Here is a 26,230-nt window from a genome sequence, read left to right as displayed (position 1 = left end):
CTCCTCAACGTCATTTAACCACAAATGTATAGAAAATTTTTAGAACAATATTAAATGGTAGATATATTGAAGTAAGTGGTTAGCTTTGTAAAATAATATCTAACTAAATTGATTAGTTAGTTTCAGGCAATGTCACTGTAAACGTCGTTCCGTCACATTCATTACTAGTTACTGATATTTGTCCACGATGTAAATGAATGATAGATTGAGTTATTGCTAATCCTAATCCATTGCTATTATCCTCAGCATTACGCTTATAAAAACGATCGAATAGATGAGGTTGCACTGATTCTGGAATGGTATGCCCTTCATTCGTAACGGTAAAATAAATAATTCCTTCGTTAATAAATAATTTCACATCAATCATGCTATTGGGATTAGAATACTTAATTGCATTTTGAATGAGATTAGAACATGCTTGATGTAATAAACGATTATTTCCTCGGAAATGAACCGTATCTATATCAGACATCAGCATTAATTGTTTGTTATCTATTTCATATTGCTCGTGACGAATGATGTCAGTTATTAATTCTTTAAAGTGAACATCATCTTCAAATTTTAGATGAGTAGCGTTATCTAGTTCTGATAATAATAATAATTCTTTTGTTAAATTACTTAAATGCGTAACTTCTTCATGAATTTCATGAATAATCTGATCACGCTCTCCTTGATTTACATTGCTTTGTAACGTACTAAGTAGACGATGAATGTGCGTTAATGGCGTCTTGATTTCATGTGAAACATTTTGAACAAAGTGTTGTCGCATATCATCTACTTGTTTTAAAGATTGTCGCATCGCTTCAAATCGATATTGTAACGTACCAATTTCGTCATGACGACTTTGATAGATTGGCGAATTAAAATCACCATGCATTAAACGTTCAGTTGCTTGCTTCAATATTTTTATAGGTTTAATAATTGAATATGTAGATGCAATAACGAGCGTGATAGATATACTTAATAAACATATTAAAAGAACAGCTAGAAAAGTGCGAAACTCACTAAATGTTTCACCTATGTCAGGACGCATAAATACGGCAAGCTTTTGATTATTTTGGTTAAAAGGGATACCCACAGTATTATCCGTTTCATTATCAAAAAAGCCAGTTATAAACAGTTCGAAAGGTTTATTTTTAATACCATGGTAGGCTTTACCTTTTAGTACTTGGTTAATAGCTGAATCTGAAATAGTGTCTTTTCGGAATGGTTCACCAAAAAAAGTTTTATGATGTGAGTGATCTACAATCATAATTTGATAGTTCATATCTCCTAAATGTTTAAAATAGGATTGAGTGTCAGATTGATTTGAAGATGTATGGAATGCTCTTGCCTCTTCTAAAGTACGCATAATTTTTGCGTCATTATGTGCTTTTAAATTGAAATGATAGTACACGTTTGCAAAAAGAAAACTGACTAAAGCACTAAAAAGAATGACTGTAATCGTGTAAATAGCAATACGTGTATAAAGCGTCTTAAACATGTGTAATCACCCTGTATCCTTGTCCACGAACTGTTTGTATCTCAATTGTGGCATTTAATTGATTTAAACGATGACGTAGTCGCTTAATGTGAACGTCTATAGTTCTTTCATCTCCCTCATAATCGAATCCCCAAATTCGCTCAATTAGTGTGTCTCTTGTGAAAATATGTTTTGGTTGACCACACAATAAAAATAATAATTGAAACTCTTTTGTAGGCAAATTGACATTTTTAGAGTCGACAGATAATTCCATATACGCTTGAATTAAAGTAACATTTCCTAACTTTATAATGTCTTGAGAATTAATTTGGTAACGTCTTAACACAGCTTGTACTCTAAATAACAATTCTTTTACTTCAAAAGGCTTGGTAACGTAATCGTCTGTCCCACTTACAAATGCACGTTCTTTATCACTCAAAGCATCTCTTGCCGTCAACATTATGACAGGTAGATCAAAATCATTTTTAAGCAATTGACACAACTCAAATCCATCCATGCCAGTCATCATAATATCAACAACTGCAATGTCGACTTTATTATTTGCAAGGTACGCGATTGCACTTTCACCACTTGCGTGAGTGACGGTTTGAATTTGGGCTGCTTCGAGATGTTGAGATACATAATGTAATATCTTATAGTCGTCATCTACTATTAAACACTTCACCATCAGTTTTACTCCTTTGTTATTCATAAAATGATTATATGAATAACTATATCAAAAAACAATTCTTCTTAAAGTTCATATTCAGTTCATAATGTGTCATTAAACTATGTATTGAAATAGCAGTGGGAGGTACTAAATATGAATTTAGCATGGAAAGAAATAAAATTTTACAGATTTCGTTATACATTAATCATGTTAATTATATTTCTATTGGGAAGCATGGTGTTATTTATTAGTGGATTAGCTCAAGGCTTAGCACGAGAAAACATATCATATTTAAATAATATGCCAGCTGAACATTATATAGTCGAAGATAATAAGGAACCGAAGCTAGAAAGTTCTCAGTTGAACCAATCACAACAAAATAAAATAGAGAATATTATTCATGAAAATGCAACTCAAATGGGGTCGCAAACACTTAAAATAAACCAACAAGATCAAGATGTCATCACGTTAAATACACCTAAACATCTTAAGCCAAAACTTGTAAGTGGTAATTATCCAAAAAAACAGAATGAAATAGCTATTAGTGAGAAACTGACTGGAAATGACTTGAAAGTTGGAGATTCTGTAACTTTTAAAGGACATAATCATAACTATAAAATAAGCGGCATAATGAATGAGTCGATGTACTCACATAGTTCAATGATATTAATGAATAAAGAAGCGTTTAAGTCATTAAATAAACAAGTATCAACATTTTATCCGGTTGACAAAATCAATAAAGATGAAAAACAATCACTTAAACAAATTAAAGGTATTAAGGTTGTAAATGAAAAGGCATTAACTGATAACATTGCTAGTTATCAAGCAGAACAAATGCCACTTAATTTAATGATTATTAGTCTATTCGTGATTACAGCAATTGTTTTAAGTGCGTTCTTCTATGTGATGACGATTCAAAAAATACCTCAAATAGGCATTCTTAAAGCCATAGGTATTAAAACGAAGCATTTATTAACTGCACTTTTATTACAAATTATTTTAACAACAATGTTAGGTGTTATTTTAGCATTTTCTGTCATACTTATATTAAATGCCTTTATGCCTGTAACTATGCCGTTTTATCTAAGTTATAGTCAGGTGTTATTAATGATAGTCGTATTTCTAATTGTAGGGTTAATCGGTGCATTATTATCCTTTATAAAAGTTCTAAAAGTAGATCCTATAGAAGCAATTGGAGGTATGGAATAATGACATTACAACTCAAACACATTACTAAGACATTTGGCAATGGAGATGCACAAACAGAAGTATTAAAGAATATTAATTTTAATGTGAATCAAGGTGAATTCATCATACTAAGTGGCGCATCTGGATCAGGTAAATCTACACTTCTTAATATTTTAGGTGGATTACTAAGTCCGACGCGTGGAGATGTTTTGTATAATGGTGAGCATTTATTGTCAAATGAAGTAGATAAAACAAGTCTAAGATTAAATGATATAGGTTTTATTTTTCAATCATCTCATTTAGTTCCTTATCTAACAGTTAGAGAACAATTAATGATTGTAGCTAAAGAAGCGGGTATAAAGCGTAAAGAGGCTAAAGATAAAGCAGAAAGACTATTAAATGAGATAGGTCTGAGTCATCGTTTAGATGTTTATCCTCATTTGTTATCTGGAGGAGAGAAACAACGCGTTGCTATAATGAGAGCTTTTATGAATGAACCTAAAATCATATTAGCAGATGAGCCAACTGCCAGTTTAGATGCAGATAGAGCTACATCTGTTGTGCAAATGATTAAAGCACATGTTCAAACTAAAAATATGATTGGTATTATGATTACGCATGATAAAAGATTATTTGAATATGCGGATAGAGTGATTGAAATTGAAGATGGTAAAATCGAGTTATAAAAAATAAACTTAGAAAGTTTAATTAGTTGTGTCATTTAAATCACACAATAATCAAACTTCTCTCAGCTATAATCATTTTGCGGGAGTGGAACAAAACATACTGTTCCACTCCCGCTTTTTTAAAATAGAATGAAAAGAGAAGCAAAAAATAAAACTGCAAAGTAAATGGTCAATAGTAATTTATATTGATACATTAGTGCTAAGAAATCTCTCACTAATGCGACATCAAAGAAATGATAAGGGGTGTGACTTCCTATACCATCAACTTTCATTCGATTCGTATGCGCAAATTTCATTCCTCGTAAGATATGAAATTGGCTCGTAACACAAAGTATATTGGGGCTATTTGAGTATAGGTTGTGTATGACTTTTTTTGAATAATAGAAGTTTTCAAACGTATTTGTAGATTGAGATTCCATAATAATACTAGATTGGGGGACCCCATGTTGTATTAAATAACGCTGCATCGCTAATGCTTCAGATATGGGTTCATCTGGCCCTTGACCACCACTAACAATTATTTTACATTTGTCAGTTTGATGTTGATATACACTAAGTGCACGATTTAATCTTTCGGCTAACATTGGTGTAACTTTTTCTGTGAAAATTCCAGCTCCTAATACCATAATTAAGTCGTACTGCTTATGAGTTGAGATGCGACCTAAAGCTGATGACCAAGACATGTAAAGCAATAATGCATAACAAGTACTTATAGCGATCATAGTTAGCCACAAGAAAACACCATTAACTATAGGAATAGGCATAGTGCTAATATATGCAAAAATCGATGTAAAGAGCACTCCTAATATGAGATATTTCATCATTTTATTTAAAAAAGCTTGACCTTTTTGTAAGGAGAAAAGATGGTTGTGCTTTACTAGTAAACCAACCATAGTAATAATCATGATTATTATAAGTGTAGTAGGGAGTGTCATTGTTAATAGATTCAAAATAGTAATCAACATACATAATATAATAGTTGTAATAAACAATCTTAAATTCAGAAGCCATTTCACGTTGAATAATACACCTAGTACAGTCAATAACACAATGAGAGCTAAGATAATTGCGATCATAATGAATACCTCTAATTTCTTTATATATATAAATGTAATCGAACAACTTACCAATTAGCAACTATTAATAGCGTAATTAGGTTTTCAAGAGAATTGTTTATTGATATTATTTAACAGAGTATGTAAAACGCTATTGATTACTATTTAACAAGGAGTAAAGTAATGAGCATAATTTCAAGAAACCACATCGAATTTATGAAGCAATTCATTGATGATACTAATACTTTAACTGCAAAGTTATTAAAAGATCAGCAAAGCAAGTATGGTATTTCAATGGAACAATCCAATGTTCTAAGATTGCTAAGCCATCATCAAGTATTATCAATTACTGAAATAACTGAAAAACAAGGTGTTAATAAAGCAGCAGTAAGTCGACGTATCAAGAAACTAATCGATAGTGGCTTCGTAGCATTACAAAAGCCAAATAACAATATTGATCAACGACTAAAATATGTTGCTCTAACGGAAAAAGGTAGAAAATATACTGAAGAAAACAATAAAATTGTTAGCGATAGGTTAGTGATATGGTAGCTGATTTATCAAGTAAAGATATTGAGAAAGCTTTAAGTGTATTATATATAATAGATGAGAGAGTAAAAAAATTTAATTCAAAAGTTTAAATTAGTATGAAGGTCTAGAATGATTATTATATAATAGAAATCATATTCTTATTTGAAATTAAAATATCAATCGATAAATATATTCTAATAGAGGGGAAGTTGGTGACTAAATGAGAACATGTCCGAAATGTGGACAGAAAATTGATAGCAACTTAAACAAATGTCCTAATTGTGGGAAAAAATTAGACAATAAAGACAATCAAATAAACTCCCCTCAAATCAACACATCTAATATTAGGATAAGAAAGTTTATTCCTTGGGCTATCGTTGCGTTTATCATTGTTTTACTAATTATTGTGTTTGTATTGGTTAGAAATTACAATTCACCTGATGCACAAACAAAGATTTTAGTTAATGCAATTGATAATAATGATTCACAAAAAGTAGCGACGCTATTAAGCTCTAAAAATTCTCATATAGATTCAGATGAGGCAAGTGTATATATAGACTATATTAGAAGTGAAGTTGGAATGAAGAAATTTGCGCGCGATATTAAATCTACAGTAGAAACACTCAATAAAAGTGATTCTAAAGAGGCAATTAATTTAAAAACGCGTGCAGGTAATAACTACTTACGGGTAAGTAAAAATGGTACACGATTATTAATATTCGATAATATGAGTTACACTGCTCCGACAAAGAAGGCAATTGTGAAACCTAAATTGGATACGAAATATGAATTTAAAGATGGTGGAAAAAAGAAAACAGTTATTGCTGATGCGAATAAGACGACTTCACTAGGTACTTATATCCCAGGTATATATTCTGTTGATGCTAAAAAAGAAACAGAATATGGAGAGTTTAGTGGTCAACTTAAATTTGACTTTAGATATGGAAAGAGTAACACAGTTGAAGTAAATGAAAACTTCAACGAAGCGTTATTAACAGTCAAATTAAAAGGAAAAAGTGATTTAGACAAAGACTCATTGAAAGTTGAAATTAATGATAAACAAATGAAATATAGCAGTTCTAGAGAATATGGACCTTATCCTCAAACGAAAGATGTTACAGTTTCTGCACTAGGAAAGGCAAAAGGGAAAACATTCCATGCAGAGACAAAAACAATCAAAGCAAGAGATTTAGGTAATATTAATAGTGCTACACTAGAGTTTGATGATGAAGAGATTAGTGACTATATCGAGGAAAAAGAAGCGGAAGAAAATAGTTTGAAAACAAAGCTAAGTAATTTCTTTAGTAATTATTCTTTCACTTTGAATTCAGCTATTTCACAAAGTGATTTCAATTTAGTGAGTACTTTTTTAAAAGATAAATCGAGTATCTATAAGTCTATAAAAAACAATTTAAACCAATCAGTTGCCTTTATTAATCCACAAGTTATAAGTGCTAGTCAAAAAGGCAACACGATTAATACTAAAGTGCAACATTTAAATAGCAGTGGGCAGTATGAAACCACTAATTATGAATTAAGAGAAGATAGTGATACGGGTAATATTCAATTAGTTGATTCAAAATAAATGAATGAGTAGCGATCGATATTGTATCTTTAACATTCATTCTAAATAAGTATTTGTAGACTGAACTGAGAAGGTGATTAAATGAAGCTTTTCTCAGTTCTAGTCATTTATAAGAGAATGAACGAAACACAAACTTAAAATTTCAATAAGTGGTTTAAAAATTCGAAAGCTAGAGTAATATTGAAGGATGTTTTATTCCAACTTATTAAATTTTAATCAATACATAAAAATATGAAACCTAAAAGGGTGGGATAATATAATGGATATAGAGCAAAAGCAAAAGAAAAATTCACCGTTATTTATTATTATATTGGGTGCTTTAACTGCTATAGGTGCTTTATCTATAGATATGTTTTTGCCAGGGCTACCAGAATTAAAAAATGATTTTAATACGACTACTGCAAATGCACAACTAACTTTATCTTTATTTATGATAGGTTTAGGGTTAGGTAATCTATTTGTAGGTCCAATATCCGATAGTATTGGGCGAAAGAAACCACTAGTTATATCTATGATTATATTTGCTTTAGCAAGTTTAGGTATTGTTTTCGTTGAAAATATTTGGATTATGGTATTTCTTAGATTTATTCAAGGCTTTACTGGAGGCGCTGGAGCAGTTATATCAAGAGCGATTGCTAGTGACATGTATCGTGGAAATGAACTGACTAAATTTTTAGCACTGCTCATGCTAGTTAATGGTGTAGCTCCTGTGATTGCGCCAGCTTTAGGGGGCTTAATTTTGAGTTTTGCTGTTTGGCGAATGGTTTTTGTCATTTTAACGCTATTTGGTGTATTAATGGTGTTAGGTTCATTGTTTAAAGTTCCTGAATCTTTATCGATAGAAAATCGTGATAGCAGTGGAGTGAATGTGATTTTTAGTAACTTTAAAAGTTTACTCACAACACCACGATTTGTCTTACCAATGCTCATTCAAGGCGTTACATTCATCATGTTATTTAGTTACATTTCTGCATCACCATTTTTAGTTCAAAAAATATATGGTGTTTCGCCATTACACTTTAGTTGGATGTTTGCAGGAGTGGGAATCACACTTATTATTGCGAGTCAGATTGCTGGGAAATTAGTAGACTATTTTCACCCACAAGTACTACTACGTGCATTTACAATTATCCAAATCTTTGGCGTTGTGATTGTGTCATTAACATTAATAAATCATTGGCATTTTGCGTTATTAGTTATAGGTTTTATCGTTTTAGTGGCACCTGTTACAGGCGTCGCGACATTAGGATTTTCAATTGCAATGGAAGAACGCACAACCGGAAGCGGGAGCGCATCAAGTTTATTGGGATTATTACAATCTTTATTAGGCGGCCTTGTGACACCACTTGTAAATCTAAAAGGTGAATATAACAGTATGCCTTATATCATTATTATTAGTCTCACAGCAATTTTACTTATCATTTTACAATTATTAAACATTAAAGTATTTAAGCATGACAAAGTATAAAAGAAATTAAATTAATTACTATGCTACTATAAAACAATTAAATACAGTATCAAAGTGAAGAAGCCATTAATCGAGTTAACTCAATTAATGGCTTCTTCATTGATTAAATGCAACTATCTTTGAACTTTTAAAGTATTAGCTAGTAATGCACTTGCTACTTCATCCGGGCTTTCTTGACACCCTAATCTTAACCAATTTAAAATGACACCTATTTGACCACTCATTGTATAAGTTATAAAAAAAGGCACGTTTTGAATGGTTGTATTATTTTCTCCTAAAATTCTTGCGTAATATTGTTTCGTAATATCAATATATTCCATAACTAATTCTTTATTTGGATGAGAAATAAAAATAGCGTGGTAAAACGCTTTTTTTCTATAGATATATTTTAGAATAATATGAAAGAATTTATAAACTTTTTCAGGATTTTTTTTAATATTATCAAAATTAAAAGAGAATGTGTTGAGTAATTGTTCGTATTTATTCAAATAATAATTTTGGATTTTTGATAGCAAGTCAAATTTATCTTGAAAGTGATCATAGAAAGTTGACCGATTTACATTACTATTTGCGCAAATCATCTTTATAGATATATTTTCGAAGGGATAAATTTCTAATAAATCAATTAAACTTTTTATAATTTTATATTTAGCATTTTGCTTCATCTTGTCACCTGATTTATCTCGTACTTCATTTAGCCGACAATTTACTAATAATTGTTGGTGTTAATTTTATTTATATGTCTTTATAATATTAAAAGTGATTTTGAAAAGCAAATAGGAGGAAATGTTCAATGAAGAAAATGGTGTTAATTAATATCATCACAATCGTTGTTCTAGTTGTAGTTGGTATTGTAGGTTTCTATTTATATCATAATGCTACAAGCTTTGTAACAACTGATAATGCCAAAGTTGATGGAGAACAAATTCAAATCTCTAGCCCAACTTCAGGTCAAATTAAATCTCTTGATGTAAAACAAGGGGACAAAGTTAAAAAAGGTGACAAAGTAGCAGAAGTGAGTGGTCAAAGCCAAAGCGGTGAGTCACAAACAATGGATATCAAAATGCCACAAAACGGAACTATCGTTAAAACAAGTGGTATGGAAGGTTCAGTTGCACAAGCAGGTTCACCAATTGCTTATGCTTACAATTTAGATGATTTATATATTACAGCAAATATTGACGAAAAAGATGTTAGCAGTGTAGAAAAAGGCGACAAAGTTGACGTAACAATCGACGGTGAAGATTCTGACGTTGACGGTAAAGTTGAAGAAGTAGGCCAAGCAACTGCAGCTAGCTTCTCATTAATGCCATCATCTAACACTGATGGTAACTACACTAAAGTATCACAAGTAGTACCAGTTAAAATTTCTTTAGATTCTGCACCATCTAAAAATGTTGTTCCTGGAATGAACGCTGAAGTAAAAATTCATAAAGACTAAGGAGGTCATAGAATGACAACGACCTTCATTGTTGGATATATTGTTTTAGCGGTCATTTTAGTTGGTTTAGTTAACGTTCTTGTGTTGAAATCACGTAAGAAGCGTAAGAACAAAGCTAGGGGACAACACGTAAATGAAGAATCTAAAAGTCAAAGTAATCCATCTAAATTTAAAATCAGTGACTTAGACCGAGATAAAGCGTTGAATCGCACGCAAGATTCTCAAAGAGACGATGATAAACAGCGTCACTCGAACTCTGAAGATAGACACATTGAAAATGATAAACGAAAAAATCATTTCGAGAATGAACAAGATCAGCAAGATCATGTATCAGAGCAAATGCATCCTGAGCAAAAGCAAGCATCACATTCCTTACATTATGCTGATGATGCTACTGAGGATGACAAGCAAGATGATGATGTAAATAATCAACATCTACCTAAGGATTCAATTTATGAACCGATTAATCCTGATTCTCAAGAAGGACGTGTAAACGAACGTATTAAGAAACAAAAAGAAGATTTTGTTTTTGGAAAAGGGATTACAAGAAATAAAATTTTAGCAGCAATGTTGTTTGGTATGTTTATAGCCATCTTAAACCAAACGTTATTAAACGTTGCATTGCCTAAGATTAATACAGAATTCAATATTTCTGCGTCAACTGGACAATGGTTGATGACAGGATTCATGTTAGTAAATGGTATTTTAATTCCAATAAGTGCGTTCTTATTTAATAAATACTCTTATCGTAAGTTATTTATTATTGCACTTTTATTATTCACCATTGGTTCACTTGTCTGTGCACTTTCTAATAACTTCCCTATGATGATGGGTGGACGTGTACTACAAGCCATTGGTGCTGGTGTATTAATGCCATTAGGTTCTAACGTAATCGTTACAATCTTCCCACCTGAAAAACGTGGCGTTGCAATGGGAACGATGGGTATAGCAATGATATTGGCGCCAGCTATTGGACCAACTTTATCAGGTTACATCGTTCAAAATTATCATTGGAACGTTATGTTCTATGGTATGTTCTTCCTAGGAATTGCTGCAATGATATTTGGCTATTTCTGGTTCAGATTATATCAAAGAACAACAAATCCAAGAGCCGACTATCAAGGTATCGTTTACAGTACGATTGGATTTGGTGCACTATTATACGGATTTAGTGAAGCCGGTAATAAAGGTTGGGGTTCAGCTGAAATCGTAACGATGTTCATAATTGGTGCGATATTCATTACTGCATTCGTCATTCGTGAATTAACAATGAGAGCGCCAATGTTAAATCTTGAAGTGTTGAAATCATCAACATTTACATTAACAACTATTATTAACATGGTTGTTATGATGAGTTTATTCGGTGGTATGATTTTATTACCTATCTACTTACAAAATTTACGTGGTTTCTCAGCACTTGATTCAGGACTGTTATTACTTCCTGGTTCATTAGTGCTGGGTATATTAGGACCAATCACTGGTAAGCTACTTGATACTATTGGTTTAAAACCTTTAGCATTGTTTGGTATAGCTGTAATGGCTTACGGAACATGGGAACTTACTAAATTAAATATGGATACATCATATCTTCATATAATGAGTATATATGTGATTCGATCATTCGGTATGGCGTTTGTAATGATGCCACTTATGACAGCAGCCATTAACGCACTGCCACCAAGACTTATTTCTCATGGTAATGCATTCCTAAACACGATGAGACAATTAGCTGGTTCAATTGGTACTGCGATTCTTGTTACTGTTATGACGACGCAAACAACAAATCATGTTGGTGCGTTTACAGATGAATTAGATAAAACAAATCCTGTGATCCAAGACCACGTCCGTCAAATGGCGGCACAATATGGTGGTCAATCTGAAGCATTACAAGCTATCTTAAAATACGTAAATCAGCTTGCATATATCGAAGGCATTAACGATGCATTCTGGATTGCGACGGGATTAGCAGTCTTAGCATTTATTTTAAGTTTATTCTTAAAAGGTAAAAAAGGCGCTGATGCAGAACATGAAAGAATGATGCATGCAGAAAGTAATAAATTTAAATAAAATGATGTTGGGGGACATTATTTTTAAAGTATCGGTACACTTCTTTAAGTGTGATCGATACTTTTTTTATTAGAAAAAAGCCATTGTGACTAAATTATCGCGTCTACAATGGCAAAAAATATATTATTTGATTTTAGGATGGTTCGTTTTCCGATTTCTGAAAAAGAAACTAACAATTAATAAAGCTAGACTACATACTAATAAAATAAGTGCATTATGAATAGCATCCGCTTCACTAATAATTTGATTAGCAGAAACATTTAATGAGAAACTTTGTAGTTTATCAGCAATTCGTTGACCAATTACTTGTATTGCATATCCAAAATACAGTGACATGATTAATAATATTGAAATCACAATAAAATTTAAAATCTTTAATAAAGTTCGATTGAAGATAATAGTCAAAATAGTGATAACTAAACTTACAATTGTTAAAATGAAAAATGTATTAAAAACGAATACGAGACGATTGGCCACATCTTCAAGATTAGCTAATTGGCTTAAATTAATATTAAGTGTACCTATTTGTGTAACCGTATTCTGAAAATCTTTAATCTGACCGTAACTAATGGGTTGATTAGCAAATGCTAAATTAAAGATAGGTTGTTTGTACATACTATAACCCGTAATAGCTACTAATATGAAAATTATGATTTGGATAATTAAACTCACCCAAGATCTTCTTTTTCGGTTGTTACGATTAGAACGAAGATAGTTGTGATTATCAATAGGAGGTCTATTATCATATTGTGTTGTTTTTCTTTCTGACACTTTTCTAACTCCTTTTCTATAATTCATTTGTTTTCTAAGATTGACTAATTTATACTGAATTTAATATGCAATTAACAATATTATATTAAATATTTAATCATGATTTTTTAGAACATAGTTTTCATTATATCGCTTTTTGTGCTTAATGTAATGACGTTTAAGTAATTTATTATTAATTAAGGTAGGTAGAATTTTATGAGATCACATATGGTTAATCGAATCATCAATCGATACTTACTGCACAATCGTTCAATAATGTTTGATAATGATTCAGATTTCGATAAGTTCATGGATAAAAGAAAAGATATTAATCAAGCGAAACATAAACAACCTTCAAGTTTAAATGTTAAATCTAATTTAGATAAGTTGTCACACGATGATATGCAAGTATTTAGATTTAACTTTCGTCATGAAACAAAAAAGAAAATTCTCTATATTCATGGTGGTTATAATACGTTACAACCCTCACCATTTCATTGGAGATTTATGGATAAACTTGCACTTAGTACGCTTTATGAAGTTGTGTTGCCAATTTATCCTAAAGCACCAGAACACCATATTCAAGACACATTTAAAGCAATCGATGGGATATATCAATCTTTATTAGAAGAAGTGGATGCCAAACATATCGTTATTATGGGAGATGGTACTGGGGGGGCATTAGCACTAAGTTACGTTCAACAACTTGTGGCTAATTATCAACCATTACCTAATAAAGTTTATCTACTTTCACCAATGTTGGATGCAACATTGACTAATCCTGAAATTACTGAGGATTTAAGCAATAAAGACCGTTTCGTCAATAGGGATGGTTTACAACGTATATTCAATGTATGGACGCAAGGAGAAGCACTAGCTAATCCATTAATATCACCAATTTATGGACAACTACACGATTTACCACCTATCGTTATATTCGGTGGTGGCAGAGAAATTTATCATCCAGATATGAAGCGTTTTGTATATAATTTGGAGGAAAAGGGACAACCAGTTCAATTCTTTGAGTATCCGAAAATGTTCCACGATTTCCCTTTATTCCCTATACGTGAGTCACACAAAGTAATTAAACAAATCACTAAGACGATTGATGCATAATTAACATCAAACAAAACATAGCTTGATAAAAAAAGTACTCTAAGTCTACTTAGCAGATATGACGTAGGTAATTGAACTGAGAAGGGCATTTAATTGGTCATTCTCAGTTCTTTTTGTTGAAGATGAGTTCTCGTCTTCTGTCACTTCATATCATGAAATATGAATAACTTCATTGTTCTAAATTTTTAAATTAAATTTTGAACTTTAGTTATAACCGTTTGTTGACCTAAGTTATGATAATAATTGTCTATGCCTTGTGCCAAATCTATTTGAGATACGTCTTGTTGATTTAACAAATTCACTAAATTCGATGATAAGTTCGCAAATTGACTTGCATAGTCATTTAATAAACGTTTCAAAACTTCTTCATTTTCCTCTGATGCAACGATATTTTGTAATGCTTCAATAGCCTGTTTCTGTCCTTGATAATAACTAATATTAAATGCTCTTTTAAGCAATTCCTGACTGGGACCATTCATAAATAATTGTTTAGTACTATTGAGTTCTATTAAGTTTACTTTAAGCTCATCATTTAAATCATATAATAATTCTAATAGTTGATTGCGGAATTGTGATACCATTTTTAGTTCTCCTTTTTAGGTATTCCTATTTGATGACCTAATTGTTTAGGCCAATCAATAGTACCTTGTTGACTATAATAATTAGCAATGTTTTGATGATAATCACTTGGAAAAGGAGCAGACTTACGTTTGTTACTATCAATTCCCATCATGATAACTTCGTTAGTTGCAGCTAGTTCATCTTCATCTGTATAAAGCATTAAAAAGAAATGTACACGTTTATAATCATAATCATAAATATAAACTTCGATTCGGTAAGCTGAATTAAGTGTTAACTCTGCTAGATACGTCGTATGTTCTTCTAAAGTGAACATTGTGTATTGAAGTACCTCACGTTCCTTTAAAGAAAGTCCATGCGTGTAGTTAAATTCATTTACAGCTTCACTAAACACTTTATTATATTCTGAGTCATGCATGTGGTTGTTATGATCAATTTGATTTGCTTCTACCACTTTATTAATAATTACAGGATTACTCATTACTAAAGACCTCGCTCAAATATTGATAGTTCTATTTTACTAAATAAAAATAACACATACACATGATTTAATTCATGGTAGAATGAAAGACGTATGGTTATGTAGGAGGTAAACGTAACAATGACTATGACAATTCGATATCAAACTAAAAATCAATCGCTCACTCAAGTTGATAGTGTGAAGGAGATTCCTAAAACAGCAACAATTGTATGGTTTGATTTTGAAAATGCAACACAAGCAGAGAATGATTATTTAATCAGTCAATTTGAATTTAACTATTTAGAGTTAGAAGACGCCATTACAGGTGTGCCACGTGTAAAATATAAATCCTATGAATCATATCAATATTTAGTATTTCACAGTATGTACAAAGATGATTTTTCTCCAATTTCCTTAAATGTATTTTTAAGTGAGAGAGTACTTGTTACATATCACCACAAACATTTTGAATCGTTAAATGAAGTGGCTAAAATGAATGCACAACATCATGATCCAGACTTGGATTGTGCAGATATAGTGATACATATTTTAGATATGATGGTTGATAAATATTTTGAATTCGTATATACAATTGAGGATAAAACATATAACTTTGAAGATGCACATGTAGATGATACTCAAAGTAAAAAAATAATGGATAATGTTTTTCAAATTAAATCTGATTTAATCAAAATTAAAAGGGTATTATTCCCTATGCAAGAATTAGTTAATACAATTAAAACTGAAGGTAATTTGATTGTAGATAGTAAGCATTCGATGTATATTCAACATATCGATGACCATCTAATAAAGCAAAATAATATCATAAGAACATCACAGGAGATGGCTAATGAAATAAGAGAGAACTTCGAATCTTATTCATCATTTCGAATGAATAGTATCATGCAAGTATTAACATTGGTTTCAGTCATTTTCTCACCTTTAACATTTATTGCAGGTGTCTATGGCATGAATTTCGAATATATGCCAGAACTTAAATGGCAATATAGTTATCCAATTTGTATGATCGTCATGTTAATTATAGCTATTGCATTGATTATCTTTTTCAAAAGAAAAAAATGGTTCTAATATAATTGAAACTTTATTAATTTAAGCAAAGGTAGGTACAAAGATGAGTGACTTTCAAAGAGAACAGAGGAAAAATGAACATGTTGAAATAGCAATGGCTCAAAGTGATGCACCTCAATCAGACTTTGATCGAGTAAGATTCGTGCATCATTCAATCCCTAGCATAAATGTAGATGAAGTAGACTTAACAAGTCGAACAACAGATTTTGATATGACATATCCTATTTATATAAATGCGATGACAGGCGGCAGTGAATGGACAAAACAAATTAATGAGAAGCTTGCAGTTGTCGCTAGAGAAACTGGATTAGCAATGGCTGTAGGCTCTACACATGCCGCTTTGAGAAATCCTAAAATGGCGGAATCATTCAGTATTGCACGTCAAACCAATCCAGAAGGTATAATTTTTAGTAATGTTGGTGCCGATGTTCCTGTAGATAGAGCCGTAGAAGCGGTTAGTTTATTAGATGCACAGGCTTTACAAATTCATGTGAACGCACCACAAGAACTTGTGATGCCTGAAGGAAATCGTGAATTCTCGAATTGGTTAGATAATGTAGCAGCTATTGTTCAACGTGTTGATGTTCCAGTTATTATTAAAGAAGTTGGCTTCGGCATGAGCAAAGAATTATATAAAGATTTAATTGATGTTGGTGTTACATACGTTGATGTAAGTGGTAAAGGTGGAACAAACTTTGTCACAATTGAAAATGAGCGTCGTTCAAATAAAGATATGGACTATCTTGCAAATTGGGGACAGTCAACTGTAGAGTCATTGCTTGAAAGTTCAGCTTATCAAGATTCACTTAATGTCTTTGCTAGTGGTGGTGTACGTACACCTCTAGATGTTGTTAAGAGCCTAGCATTAGGTGCTAAAGCTGTAGGTATGTCTCGACCATTCTTAAATCAAGTTGAAAATGGGGGCATTACGACAACGATTGAATATGTTGAGTCATTTATTGAACATACGAAATCAATTATGACAATGTTAAATGCGCGAGATATTAGTGAATTAAAACAAAGTAAGTTCGTTTTCGACCATAAGTTAATGTCATGGATTGAACAACGTGGTTTAGACATTCATAGAGGGTAATATTGAATAGGTTATTCAACCATAATTCGCATTAATAAATTACACAAATAAAGCAAGTTGAGAGTTTGGACTCCCAACTTGCTTTTTTATAATGCATAATATAAAACTTTAGTTTCCAAAAATATTCATAAAGCCCATAACGATAGGTACACCTGCTAAGTCAATTAAGAAGGCTCCAACTATAGGAACGACAAGATATGATTTTGGTGAACTACCATATTTTTTAGTAATTACATCTAAATTTGCCATCGCGTTTGGTGTAGCCCCTAAACCATGACCTATAAACCCACCAGCCATAACAGCAGCATCATAGTCTTTACCAAGCACTCTAAATAGTATAAAGAATGCAAATAATGAAATAAATACGACTTGAACTAAAACGATAGCGATAAGAGGTAATGCAAGTGAATACACTTGAGTAAGTTGAATACTCATCAATGCTAGTGATAAGAATAAGCCTAGAGCCACATCACCAATTTGATCATTCAGTTTTAAATCGATGAGTTGTATGTTCGCATATTCCGATACATTGCGAATTGCAACTGCTACAAACATTGAGCCTACATACATAGGTAAACTTTGACCAGTTAAATTAGAAAATTGATCGCCTATCCATATACCTACTGACATGCACAGTGCGATAATTGTTAATTGTATAAAAAATACTTGTGTAGGTTGATATTTACGATGTAGCACTTCATTAGATTCTACTTTACTATAATCTTTAAACGAATCATCGCTATTTTCAGGTTTTAGGTTATAGCGTTTAATGAGTGCCTTTACTAATGGTCCACCAATTAATCCACCAAATACTAAACCTAAAGTTGCTGCTGCAAGTGCAGCTGTGATAGCTGAATCAATATTAAAACTTTCTTCGAGCGTTTTACCATAAGCCGCTGCATTCCCATGTCCACCTTCCATTGACATTGAACCAGCTGTTAAACCTAACAATGGTTTAATATGTAATACTTTAGCTAATGAGATACCAATGAAATTTTGGCATATTGCCAGAAATGCACAGCATACAAAGTAAAGTATTAAAACTTTCCCACCAATTTTAAATAATTTAAAAGATGCACCTAATCCAATAGTAGTGAAGAATACCATCATGAAGAAATCTTGAATAAAGCTAGCATCTAATTTAATTTGAATAATATTTAAGGTATCTAAGACTGCAACTAGAATTGCAAATAATAATCCTCCTATAACGGGAGGTGGTATACAAATTCTTTGTAAAAATGAAACGTGCTTGACGACGAATTCACCTAGTAAAAATAAAAGACAGGCAAGACATAGTGTTGTGACCGCATCTATTTCCATTTTTATAGCCCCCTTTATAAACGAGTTTAAAAATTTAAAATAGCACTTCTTGTAAGTGCTACAAATCCCCATATATAACATTATACATATAAAAAATATAGATTTCTAGGATAGGTATTATAGTTTTAATATAATACGGAATTTTAATAAGTTTATAAAAAGATAAAAAACGAATTGGAATATTAATTTGTAATATCTATGAAAATAGATCTGTTGATATTAAACAATTTAGAAATAGTCATAAAGGCCCATTCTAAGGAATAAGATTTCTAGAATGTCTATTTTCTTTATTTCCAAGTTTCATCTGGATTTAGGCAGTCTGATTTACGTATATGTGAAACAAATGGATTACCTTTAACTGTGTATCGCAACGGTTTATTAGTCCAGTCGCCTTTATTCGGTATTCCAATTCTAGCACTTTCAACAATGTCCCTAGGGTATTTACGGTGTTTAGTATCAATGGATAAGCGACAATCATTTAATGTGGCACCATCAATTGCTCTAGGTATATTAAACGCTTTTGTCCATTTTCCGGGTCCATTTGTTAATTCATATCCTGACTTATTACGATTATGTTTCATCATTTCAATGCCATCTAAAGGTTCAATAGCTCGAATCAGTACTCCTTCAGGGACACCTTCGTTTTGAGTTACGAAATTCACTAATAAATGTGTGTGCATCACATGTCCGTAAATGGTGCCGCCTCTTTTATAAAGTGAAGTCACTTTTGGCGTTTGCTTACCTCCAAATCCATGAGCCGCTCGATCTGTAAAACCTAAATAAGCTTCTGTTTCAACAATATAGCCACTATACGTTTGAAATTCGTCTTCATATATGACTTTGACACCTAATAACGCTTTAGCGGTTTCAGTCGTTGGTCTTGAGACAAAATCCACATGAACACCTTCCTTCTCTTGAAAATTTAATAACTGATAATTAAAGCTGATGCTTAGACTGGTATAACAGGATTAAAATATATTATGATTGCAATTATAATTGAAATTAACCAAGAATTTAAAGACTTAAATATAAGTGTCATATATATTTGACGATATTGGCATTATATCGTTATGATGAATAATATGGGATGTTGAAAGAAGTGTGGAGATATGAATAAAGTTAAAGTTTATCGTGGTGCGAAGAAGATTTCGCAATTAGAACTTGCACGATCAGTTGGAGTATCACGTCAAACCATTAACATGATAGAGAATGATAAGTATAATCCATCATTAAAATTATGTATTAATATAGCTAAGACGCTAGGTGTTACTTTGAATGATTTATTCTGGGAGGTAGAGAATGACTAAAAATGATGAAGCTTTGCAAGTAGAAAAAATTACATTGCAAGCTAAACTTGGCATTTTAAGTTTAAATTTCTTATGTGCCATCATTGCTTTTGCAATGTTCAACGACTTGCAACGGCAATTTCTTTCACCATTTTTTATTGGTAGTTTATTACTTTTAATTGTTATTGTTTGTAAATTAACAATTCATTCAGAAACAGTTGATGATATTCATATTTATGTACATGACTTTAGCGATAAATCAAAACTAAATCGTCATTCTAAATTAAAAAGAATTGTTTATCTTATTCTGTGGATAGTTTATATGGTTCTCATCGCTAACATAATAACACCGAACATTAATCATACAAGTAACTATGAATGGGTGTTTGAACCGAGTGGGCTTATTTTAGGAGTAGGTGTAGTTGTCGCACTATGTATGTTTGATGATAAGCGAATTAAATATACAGAAATGGATACCCCTACCATAGAGAATCGTGGTGCGTCACCTAAAGGTGTAATAGATTTAATCCCAAATTATAGATATGCAGATGAACAACAGAAATTAGTCATATTAAAAGTACATGCAACTAATTTTATCTGGATGACAATCGGATTAACTATTGTGTGTATCATTGATATAATCATCGAATTAATCATGCAACAAATGCCATTGGCTGCTTTCATTACAATCATAGTCATTGTCGTTGAATTATTGATTCTCAAGCTTAAAAACAAACAAATTCGCAGCACACTTCATGAATAAAAGTGTTACGCAAACGCTGTCTATTAAAAATTTTAATAGATAGCGTTTTCATTTTTTAATTTATATAAAATCTATGGAATATTAATAAAAAAAGTGTAACAATATGTATGTGAAAAAGTCAGTGCTTAAAATTTAAATAGATAAAGGTATCATTGCATTGATACAATGAGGATAACTTTATTACAAGTTGGAGGTCATTTCAATGCTCTATTCAATCTTTATCTTTTTATTAGCAGGTCTCTGTGAAATTGGTGGTGGCTATCTAATTTGGTTGTGGTTAAGGGAAGGACAATCAAGTTGGTTGGGATTTATAGGTGGCGTTATATTAATGATGTATGGTGTCATTGCAACATTCCAGTCGTTTCCAACTTTCGGTCGTGTTTATGCTGCTTATGGTGGCGTGTTTATTGTAATGAGCTTAATTTGGGCGTATATTGTCGATAAACAAGCACCTGATAAGTACGATTTAATTGGAGCATGCATCTGTATTATTGGTGTATGCGTTATGATATTACCGAGCAGAACCTGATTAAGCGTGTTTAAGAGGGAGACGTAAGTAATGATAGTTGAAGTAGAAAAGCAAAGACATGGTATTGACTTAATTAAAATTGACAACGATGAAACCAATATTGTATTCACAAATTTCGGTGCGCGCATCGTATCATGGAAGTACCATGATAACAACATTGTATTAGGCAATAGAGTTGAAGCGGATGAGTTTTATCCATCAAATCCGTATCATTTCGGTGCTACTATCGGTCGCTACGCTGGACGTATTGGAAATGCCGAATTTCATTTGAACGATGAGGAATATCAATTAGAAGCTAATAATAACGTACATCACCTTCATGGTGGCAGTAATGGTTTAGATAAAAGACTTTTTAATTACGACATTCAAGATAATATCACGAATATTAAGGTTACTTTTACAGTTCAACTAAAGTCAATGGAAGATGGGTATCCAGGGGATATGACTATTAAAGTGATACATACTTATGACGTCGAACACCGTTGGACAGTAGAATATGAAGCACAGACAAATCAAGATACATTATTTAATCCAACTAATCATGTTTATTTTAATTTGAATAGAGACAATAATGTTATAGATAATCATAAAATTAAGAGTGAGCAATTAAATATGTATCCAATTGATCGAAACAACCTTATTGAAAATACTAGTTCAATTGATTTGTTAGCTATCTTTAAAACAAACAGTATATCTTTTAGTGATATTTTTAACTCTGATAATGAACTACTTAAAGAGCAAATTGGTTCTAGAAATGGATTAGATCACCCTTTTGATGTTGGAAATCAACAATTTTTCATTGAAAATGATGAGTTTCAATTAGATGTTACGTCATCTATGCCAAACGTTGTCATCTATACATTTAATGATACGAAAGATTGGGATAGTGATTTTAATATTTATAAACCACATTCAGGTATATCTCTAGAAACACAATTTTTACCTAATGATATTAATTTGTATGGTAATAAAGCACACTCTATTTTAAAAGCTAACGAGCATTTTTATTCTAAAACAATTTATCATATATCAGAAAAATAAAGTAAAAAACATTAAAGCGGGTACATCGTCAGTACGATTTATCCGCTTTATCTTATGCTAAATAGAGTTTATTTTATTGCATTATCATATAACTTTTGTAATTTAGCTAAACGCATTTCAGATAAATATGGATTTTGTAGCGCATACTTCAGTCGAGATACATTTTTGCGATCATTATAGTAAATATCGTTAAGCTCTTGTACAGAAAGTCGAGATGCTTCATCTGCCAACTGAATTAATTCTAAATCATCATCTTGATCTACATATCCTTCTTGTAACACTCGAAAATAGAAGCCTGTTTTTCCACTAGTAGACATTCTTTTAACTAAGTCTTTTATACCGTACTTTGTTTGAATTTTCCAACAAGGTTCTCTTATTTCAGATACCTCTAAAATTGCTTCACCTAAACGATATTGATTTCCAAAGAACAAGTCTGCTTCATCTAAATTTTCCAAAGTTAAATTTTCACCAAACATTGCGTAATCAGGAAGCGTATTTAAATCATTTTTATACATTTGATAATGAGATTTGCTAAAACAGCATACTGCTTTATGTGGACCACCATGGTCTTTATATGCCTGTTCATCTTCAACAAATCCAGTTCTTGATAACCACATTGTTTCAGAAATAGGAGATTTATTCAAAGCGGACAACATTTCTCTCTTTTGACCGTAATCTAATTGTTTAATTTGTCCTACTGAAATTGCACATACTGAAATCATATTAATTGCCCCCCTTAATTAAAGTGTTAAGAAAAATTCTACTATATTAATAATTAAAATATAAGAAAAATGATAAAATAATTTCCGATATTGAACTAGGTATTTGTTTGAACGTCATGTAAAATAATGAGTGAGTATATTTGAAAAGGGGTCACAGTTAAATGAAAGATTCTAAAGAACTTAAAATCATGACAGTAGATGATGCTGTAGCTCAAATTGAAGATAATATGGTGCTAGGAATTGGAACGGGTAGTACTATTGAATTGCTTATTCCAAAGCTCGCTGAAAGAATTCACAAAGAACAATTAAATATCACTGGCGTGTGTACTTCTAATAAAAGTGCATTTATTGCAAAAAAATTAGATATTAATGTTGTTGATATTAATGATGTTGGTCATGTTGATTTAGCAATTGATGGTGCTGATGAAGTGGATGATAATCTCAATTTAATTAAAGGCGGTGGTGGAGCGCTATTTCGCGAAAAAGTAATAGATGAAATGGCTCATCGTTTTGTAGTTTTAGCAGATGAAAGCAAGCTCGTAAATTACTTAGGTGAAAGTTTCAAACTGCCAGTAGAGGTGGATAAGTTCAATTGGTTCCATATCACTAAAAAAATTGAAGCTTATGATGATATTATTACAGAGCGTCGAATGAGTGATGATGTTCCATTTATAACGGATAATGGCAATTACATTTTAGATTGTCAGTTAAATAAACAGATTGATCCATATCAATTTCATGAGTATTTAATTCATCTAACAGGCGTCTTAGAAACTGGATATTTTTTAGATATAACAGATCAAGTTATAGTAGGTACACAAGATGGCGTTAAATTCATAAACAAATCTAACTAAAATAAATAAAAATAAGCCAGAAAATGAACTAAGAAAAATTCATTTTCTGGCTATTTGTATGTGCACTTAGCCTTCTAAAGAAGGCGTAATATAAGGTTTAATTCTCAGTTTTATGACTAGATGTATCTTTCATTTGATCTATTTCATCCTTAGCATCATCAACTACAGATGAACGTCTATCTTCTTTATAAGATGTGTTCTCTTTAAGTTTATCATTTGAAGAATCAGTTTGATTCTCAGACTGTGATTTATGTTCAGCATGATCTTCATTAAGTTGACTCTCAGTGAAGCTATCTTTTTTATCGTTATGTTCATGATCTTCAGACTTTGTTTCATTTGAAGTAGATGTATCGTCATCATTCATATGGTCTAAATAATTATTAGGTTCAACTTCATCAAGTGAACGATTAGTTGTTTTATAAACAATAAATCTAATAATTAAACTTAAAATGATAAAGATAATGCCGACTAACGTCGTACTTAATGCGATAACTTTCATTGAGAATAGGTCGCCAGTTTCTTCACTAAATAAGAATACTTGTGCAAATGACATTGTTGCATGGAATAAGAGAGCGATATATATCGTACGTCCTTTAGTTGCGCGTATGAGTTCACCAATAATAATTGAGAACATGAAAGTATAAAGGAAATGGTATCCTGCATATTCCATTCCATATGTCGTGTTAGCGGCCCATATAGAATAAATCAAACCGACAATGATTGAAGCGAAAAATGTATTAACTTTGTTTTCTACAATATTTTGTAAATAAGAACGGAATCCAAACTCCGCAAAAAATGCCATTAAAATATGACCAATAATAATTGTAGGAACTGATACAGATAAATCAGTTGCTTGTAATAAAATAAAACTATCGGCAAATGTGTTAAAACTAAACATGCCAATCATGAAAATAACTAGCGGTAAAATCAATGCTAGTAATATACGTTCAATGACTCTAATATCAACTGAAAATTTTAATCCAGCTAATTGAGCACGTTTATCTTTAAATGCAATAATACAAACAATTGCTGCGATAAACGGTGCAAGATCAGTAATATCAAATACAAAACGTTTAATACCTACTGATGCTTGAAAATCTCGTAGGATTAATGATAGCGCCATCGTGACAACGAAGAATACGAAGATAGTTAACGCCCATTGAAATCCTGATATACGATTCGTCTTCATTTATGTAACCTCCATTAGGGTAACCGTAAAAACTCTTTCTTTAATATTATACATATTACAAGGCCATAAATAAATTGTCCATTTTAAATATCATTAAAATGTAATAGTCTTGAATTATTTTTATATGATTGAAAACAATTTTTAATGTCTTAAATTAATTTGAAAAGGGTAATCATAAATATAAACAAATGGTAACGATAAATCTCATTATGATGTAAGATAATGCTATAGAGTAAATAAATAGGGGGCAACATAATGTATACACAAGGTAATCCAAAACTATGGACTGGTCGTTTGGATAGTGAAACAGATCCTAAACAGTTTAGACATTTTCAAACAGTAAAGTTCGCTAATTTGGAAAATATGGAAAACGTAAGTGATAAGACAGGTGTTGGTCTCTTAGGATATGCCGTTGATAAAGGTGTTGAAAACAATAAAGGTAGAATCGGATCAAGGAAGGGACCAGATATCATAAAACATGAATTCGCGAAACTTCCAGATTTAAGTGAGTGCGAAATGTTGATTGATTACGGTAATGTTGAACATACAAGTAATCATCTTAGAGAAACGCAAAAAGAGATGGCACAATTGTCTGCTAAAGTTATTAAGCAACATAAACAGGCTTTTTTAATTGGAGGTGGCCATGATATTGCATATGCACAATATTTGGCTACTAGAGAAGTCTATTCAGATGCTTCAATTGGAATTATCAATATTGATGCTCATTTTGACACACGTCCTGATGAGCCACCTACATCTGGCACTATGTTCCGAGAAATTTTAGATAATGACGAAAATGTCGATTATCTAGTTTTAGGCTTGGCTCAAGGTGGTAATACGCGTGCGTTATATGATTATGCAAAAGATAATAATATTATTTATGTGTATGCGGACGAACTTTTACATCAAGTGTCACCGACTATTAAAGATAAAATAGAAAGATTTATTCATGATCATGATACGATTATGTTTACCATATGTATGGATGTTATTGACAGTGCATTCGCGCCTGGTGTAAGTTCACCTAGTGTATTAGGATTATATCCTCATTCCGTATTTGAAATAAGTAAGCGTGTAATATTAAGCGATAAGGTATCATCAATTAGTATTGCAGAAACTAACCCAGACTATGATGTTGATAATCGTACGTCAAAGTTAGCGGCGAATCTAATTCACCATTTCCTAGTTTAAAAAGTAGAATTAAATTGTCGTATATGACTCTGAAATTAGAAGATAACGATAATCTTTAAAATTAAATTCAAACATGAAAGAGTAGAACGTTGAAT

General features: G+C 31.7%; 26 protein-coding genes and 1 pseudogene. 16 read left to right on the top strand and 11 right to left on the bottom strand.

Annotated elements, in window-relative coordinates; genetic code table 11:
* Nucleotides 1-112 precede the first annotated feature (112 nt).
* Both F1592_RS02505 and F1592_RS02500 read right to left on the bottom strand, forming a co-directional pair.
* Complete coding sequence (locus tag F1592_RS02505; protein WP_053016594.1) at nt 113-1,483, bottom strand: sensor histidine kinase; 1,371 nt, start codon at nt 1,481-1,483, stop codon at nt 113-115.
* Nucleotides 1,476-2,150: a response regulator transcription factor gene (locus F1592_RS02500; protein WP_037535831.1), complete on the bottom strand. Its 675-nt coding sequence runs from the start codon at nt 2,148-2,150 to the stop codon at nt 1,476-1,478. Before F1592_RS02500 ends, F1592_RS02505 begins: the two co-directional genes overlap by 8 nt.
* 135 nt (nt 2,151-2,285) lie before the next feature.
* Between F1592_RS02500 and F1592_RS02495 the strand changes: the two genes are divergently transcribed.
* A complete protein-coding gene (locus F1592_RS02495; protein ID WP_107609868.1) occupies nt 2,286-3,341 on the top strand; it encodes an ABC transporter permease in 1,056 nt (351 codons plus the stop codon).
* On the top strand, nt 3,341-4,006 hold the full coding sequence (locus F1592_RS02490) for an ABC transporter ATP-binding protein (protein WP_053016596.1): 666 nt from the start codon (nt 3,341-3,343) through the stop codon (nt 4,004-4,006). Before F1592_RS02495 ends, F1592_RS02490 begins: the two co-directional genes overlap by 1 nt.
* Nucleotides 4,007-4,125: 119 nt before the next feature.
* Here F1592_RS02490 and F1592_RS02485 read toward each other — a convergent pair whose 3' ends face one another.
* Nucleotides 4,126-5,082, bottom strand: coding sequence for a YdcF family protein (locus F1592_RS02485; RefSeq protein WP_053016597.1), 957 nt, complete (start codon nt 5,080-5,082; stop codon nt 4,126-4,128).
* 162 nt (nt 5,083-5,244) lie between these two features.
* On the opposite strand from F1592_RS02485, the pseudogene tcaR reads away from it, so the two are divergent.
* From tcaR to tcaB, 3 genes and pseudogenes are all read left to right on the top strand, one after another.
* Nucleotides 5,245-5,702: pseudogene (tcaR, locus tag F1592_RS02480) on the top strand (MarR family transcriptional regulator TcaR).
* A gap of 110 nt (nt 5,703-5,812) precedes the next feature.
* The gene (tcaA, locus tag F1592_RS02475; RefSeq protein ID WP_107609867.1) at nt 5,813-7,177 is read left to right on the top strand and encodes a membrane-associated protein TcaA; all 1,365 of its coding nucleotides are present in this window, start codon (nt 5,813-5,815) and stop codon (nt 7,175-7,177) included.
* 259 nt (nt 7,178-7,436) lie between these two features.
* A complete protein-coding gene (gene tcaB, locus F1592_RS02470; protein WP_053016599.1) occupies nt 7,437-8,645 on the top strand; it encodes a putative multidrug effflux MFS transporter TcaB in 1,209 nt (402 codons plus the stop codon).
* Nucleotides 8,646-8,758: 113 nt separating this feature from the next.
* Here the strand turns inward: tcaB and F1592_RS02465 are convergent, their stop codons facing one another.
* Complete coding sequence (locus F1592_RS02465) at nt 8,759-9,310, bottom strand: TetR/AcrR family transcriptional regulator (protein WP_149809415.1); 552 nt, start codon at nt 9,308-9,310, stop codon at nt 8,759-8,761.
* 128 nt (nt 9,311-9,438) lie between these two features.
* Here F1592_RS02465 and F1592_RS02460 point away from each other — a divergent pair, with 128 nt between their 5' ends.
* Nucleotides 9,439-10,086, top strand: a complete 648-nt coding sequence (locus F1592_RS02460) for an HlyD family secretion protein (protein ID WP_011275030.1) — start codon at nt 9,439-9,441, stop codon at nt 10,084-10,086.
* Between the two features lie 12 nt (nt 10,087-10,098).
* Nucleotides 10,099-12,153, top strand: coding sequence for a DHA2 family efflux MFS transporter permease subunit (locus F1592_RS02455; protein ID WP_149809416.1), 2,055 nt, complete (start codon nt 10,099-10,101; stop codon nt 12,151-12,153).
* Between the two features lie 123 nt (nt 12,154-12,276).
* On the opposite strand, the gene F1592_RS02450 is transcribed toward F1592_RS02455, so the two are convergent.
* Complete coding sequence (locus tag F1592_RS02450; RefSeq protein WP_053016602.1) at nt 12,277-12,924, bottom strand: hypothetical protein; 648 nt, start codon at nt 12,922-12,924, stop codon at nt 12,277-12,279.
* A 195-nt stretch (nt 12,925-13,119) separates the two neighbouring features.
* Between F1592_RS02450 and F1592_RS02445 the strand changes: the two genes are divergently transcribed.
* Nucleotides 13,120-14,019 (top strand): alpha/beta hydrolase fold domain-containing protein, encoded by a 900-nt coding sequence (locus F1592_RS02445; protein WP_053016603.1) that lies wholly within the window; start codon nt 13,120-13,122, stop codon nt 14,017-14,019.
* Between the two features lie 185 nt (nt 14,020-14,204).
* Here the strand turns inward: F1592_RS02445 and F1592_RS02440 are convergent, their stop codons facing one another.
* Nucleotides 14,205-14,600, bottom strand: coding sequence for a hypothetical protein (locus F1592_RS02440; protein ID WP_053016604.1), 396 nt, complete (start codon nt 14,598-14,600; stop codon nt 14,205-14,207).
* Between the two features lie 2 nt (nt 14,601-14,602).
* Nucleotides 14,603-15,079 (bottom strand): thioesterase family protein, encoded by a 477-nt coding sequence (locus F1592_RS02435; protein ID WP_053016605.1) that lies wholly within the window; start codon nt 15,077-15,079, stop codon nt 14,603-14,605.
* 120 nt (nt 15,080-15,199) lie between these two features.
* On the opposite strand from F1592_RS02435, the gene corA reads away from it, so the two are divergent.
* Together corA and fni are read left to right on the top strand one after the other, a co-directional pair.
* Nucleotides 15,200-16,147, top strand: a complete 948-nt coding sequence (corA, locus tag F1592_RS02430) for a magnesium/cobalt transporter CorA (protein ID WP_053018355.1) — start codon at nt 15,200-15,202, stop codon at nt 16,145-16,147.
* 43 nt (nt 16,148-16,190) lie between these two features.
* Complete coding sequence (fni, locus tag F1592_RS02425) at nt 16,191-17,240, top strand: type 2 isopentenyl-diphosphate Delta-isomerase (protein ID WP_053016607.1); 1,050 nt, start codon at nt 16,191-16,193, stop codon at nt 17,238-17,240.
* A 108-nt stretch (nt 17,241-17,348) separates the two neighbouring features.
* On the opposite strand, the gene gltS is transcribed toward fni, so the two are convergent.
* Nucleotides 17,349-18,560: a sodium/glutamate symporter gene (gene gltS / locus F1592_RS02420; RefSeq protein ID WP_053016608.1), complete on the bottom strand. Its 1,212-nt coding sequence runs from the start codon at nt 18,558-18,560 to the stop codon at nt 17,349-17,351.
* A gap of 287 nt (nt 18,561-18,847) precedes the next feature.
* Nucleotides 18,848-19,456, bottom strand: coding sequence for a DNA-3-methyladenine glycosylase (locus F1592_RS02415; protein WP_011275039.1), 609 nt, complete (start codon nt 19,454-19,456; stop codon nt 18,848-18,850).
* A gap of 213 nt (nt 19,457-19,669) precedes the next feature.
* Here F1592_RS02415 and F1592_RS02410 point away from each other — a divergent pair, with 213 nt between their 5' ends.
* From F1592_RS02410 to F1592_RS02395, 4 genes are all read left to right on the top strand, one after another.
* Nucleotides 19,670-19,867 (top strand): helix-turn-helix transcriptional regulator, encoded by a 198-nt coding sequence (locus tag F1592_RS02410; RefSeq protein ID WP_037535858.1) that lies wholly within the window; start codon nt 19,670-19,672, stop codon nt 19,865-19,867.
* Entirely contained in the window at nt 19,860-20,609 is a 750-nt protein-coding gene (locus F1592_RS02405; protein ID WP_053018354.1) for a hypothetical protein, read from the top strand. The genes F1592_RS02410 and F1592_RS02405 overlap by 8 nt, the downstream gene beginning before the upstream one ends.
* 202 nt (nt 20,610-20,811) lie before the next feature.
* A complete protein-coding gene (locus F1592_RS02400) occupies nt 20,812-21,138 on the top strand; it encodes a YnfA family protein (RefSeq protein WP_011275042.1) in 327 nt (108 codons plus the stop codon).
* 30 nt (nt 21,139-21,168) lie between these two features.
* Nucleotides 21,169-22,179 (top strand): aldose epimerase family protein, encoded by a 1,011-nt coding sequence (locus tag F1592_RS02395; RefSeq protein WP_053016610.1) that lies wholly within the window; start codon nt 21,169-21,171, stop codon nt 22,177-22,179.
* 68 nt (nt 22,180-22,247) lie between these two features.
* Here F1592_RS02395 and F1592_RS02390 read toward each other — a convergent pair whose 3' ends face one another.
* Nucleotides 22,248-22,901 (bottom strand): MOSC domain-containing protein, encoded by a 654-nt coding sequence (locus tag F1592_RS02390; protein ID WP_149809417.1) that lies wholly within the window; start codon nt 22,899-22,901, stop codon nt 22,248-22,250.
* A gap of 161 nt (nt 22,902-23,062) precedes the next feature.
* Between F1592_RS02390 and F1592_RS02385 the strand changes: the two genes are divergently transcribed.
* Entirely contained in the window at nt 23,063-23,755 is a 693-nt protein-coding gene (locus F1592_RS02385) for a ribose 5-phosphate isomerase A (protein ID WP_053016612.1), read from the top strand.
* A gap of 97 nt (nt 23,756-23,852) precedes the next feature.
* On the opposite strand, the gene sdpC is transcribed toward F1592_RS02385, so the two are convergent.
* Nucleotides 23,853-24,944: a peptidoglycan release complex CPBP-like subunit SdpC gene (gene sdpC, locus F1592_RS02380; RefSeq protein WP_149809418.1), complete on the bottom strand. Its 1,092-nt coding sequence runs from the start codon at nt 24,942-24,944 to the stop codon at nt 23,853-23,855.
* 255 nt (nt 24,945-25,199) lie between these two features.
* Between sdpC and hutG the strand changes: the two genes are divergently transcribed.
* Nucleotides 25,200-26,135: a formimidoylglutamase gene (hutG, locus tag F1592_RS02375; protein ID WP_053016614.1), complete on the top strand. Its 936-nt coding sequence runs from the start codon at nt 25,200-25,202 to the stop codon at nt 26,133-26,135.
* The last annotated feature ends 95 nt before the right edge of the window (nt 26,136-26,230 follow it).

The organism is Staphylococcus sp. GDX7P312P (assembly GCF_008385775.1).
GTDB lineage: Bacteria > Bacillota > Bacilli > Staphylococcales > Staphylococcaceae > Staphylococcus > Staphylococcus haemolyticus.
This window is presented reverse-complemented; position numbering and strand designations above follow the sequence as displayed.

What these genes read in the sequence shown, in the direction of transcription:
- F1592_RS02485 (WP_053016597.1), bottom strand. Translation starts at nt 5,082, where the DNA reads ATGATCGCAATTATCTTAGCTCTCATTGTGTTATTGACTGTACTAGGT.
- F1592_RS02410 (WP_037535858.1), top strand. Translation starts at nt 19,670, where the DNA reads ATGAATAAAGTTAAAGTTTATCGTGGTGCGAAGAAGATTTCGCAATTA.
- F1592_RS02490 (WP_053016596.1), top strand. Translation starts at nt 3,341, where the DNA reads ATGACATTACAACTCAAACACATTACTAAGACATTTGGCAATGGAGAT.
- tcaA (WP_107609867.1), top strand. Translation starts at nt 5,813, where the DNA reads ATGAGAACATGTCCGAAATGTGGACAGAAAATTGATAGCAACTTAAAC.
- F1592_RS02405 (WP_053018354.1), top strand. Translation starts at nt 19,860, where the DNA reads ATGACTAAAAATGATGAAGCTTTGCAAGTAGAAAAAATTACATTGCAA.
- hutG (WP_053016614.1), top strand. Translation starts at nt 25,200, where the DNA reads ATGTATACACAAGGTAATCCAAAACTATGGACTGGTCGTTTGGATAGT.
- F1592_RS02455 (WP_149809416.1), top strand. Translation starts at nt 10,099, where the DNA reads ATGACAACGACCTTCATTGTTGGATATATTGTTTTAGCGGTCATTTTA.
- tcaB (WP_053016599.1), top strand. Translation starts at nt 7,437, where the DNA reads ATGGATATAGAGCAAAAGCAAAAGAAAAATTCACCGTTATTTATTATT.
- F1592_RS02435 (WP_053016605.1), bottom strand. Translation starts at nt 15,079, where the DNA reads ATGAGTAATCCTGTAATTATTAATAAAGTGGTAGAAGCAAATCAAATT.
- gltS (WP_053016608.1), bottom strand. Translation starts at nt 18,560, where the DNA reads ATGGAAATAGATGCGGTCACAACACTATGTCTTGCCTGTCTTTTATTT.
- F1592_RS02395 (WP_053016610.1), top strand. Translation starts at nt 21,169, where the DNA reads ATGATAGTTGAAGTAGAAAAGCAAAGACATGGTATTGACTTAATTAAA.
- F1592_RS02495 (WP_107609868.1), top strand. Translation starts at nt 2,286, where the DNA reads ATGAATTTAGCATGGAAAGAAATAAAATTTTACAGATTTCGTTATACA.
- F1592_RS02505 (WP_053016594.1), bottom strand. Translation starts at nt 1,483, where the DNA reads ATGTTTAAGACGCTTTATACACGTATTGCTATTTACACGATTACAGTC.
- F1592_RS02500 (WP_037535831.1), bottom strand. Translation starts at nt 2,150, where the DNA reads ATGGTGAAGTGTTTAATAGTAGATGACGACTATAAGATATTACATTAT.
- fni (WP_053016607.1), top strand. Translation starts at nt 16,191, where the DNA reads ATGAGTGACTTTCAAAGAGAACAGAGGAAAAATGAACATGTTGAAATA.
- F1592_RS02445 (WP_053016603.1), top strand. Translation starts at nt 13,120, where the DNA reads ATGAGATCACATATGGTTAATCGAATCATCAATCGATACTTACTGCAC.
- F1592_RS02385 (WP_053016612.1), top strand. Translation starts at nt 23,063, where the DNA reads ATGAAAGATTCTAAAGAACTTAAAATCATGACAGTAGATGATGCTGTA.
- F1592_RS02400 (WP_011275042.1), top strand. Translation starts at nt 20,812, where the DNA reads ATGCTCTATTCAATCTTTATCTTTTTATTAGCAGGTCTCTGTGAAATT.
- F1592_RS02465 (WP_149809415.1), bottom strand. Translation starts at nt 9,310, where the DNA reads ATGAAGCAAAATGCTAAATATAAAATTATAAAAAGTTTAATTGATTTA.
- F1592_RS02460 (WP_011275030.1), top strand. Translation starts at nt 9,439, where the DNA reads ATGAAGAAAATGGTGTTAATTAATATCATCACAATCGTTGTTCTAGTT.
- sdpC (WP_149809418.1), bottom strand. Translation starts at nt 24,944, where the DNA reads ATGAAGACGAATCGTATATCAGGATTTCAATGGGCGTTAACTATCTTC.
- F1592_RS02440 (WP_053016604.1), bottom strand. Translation starts at nt 14,600, where the DNA reads ATGGTATCACAATTCCGCAATCAACTATTAGAATTATTATATGATTTA.
- F1592_RS02390 (WP_149809417.1), bottom strand. Translation starts at nt 22,901, where the DNA reads ATGATTTCAGTATGTGCAATTTCAGTAGGACAAATTAAACAATTAGAT.
- corA (WP_053018355.1), top strand. Translation starts at nt 15,200, where the DNA reads ATGACTATGACAATTCGATATCAAACTAAAAATCAATCGCTCACTCAA.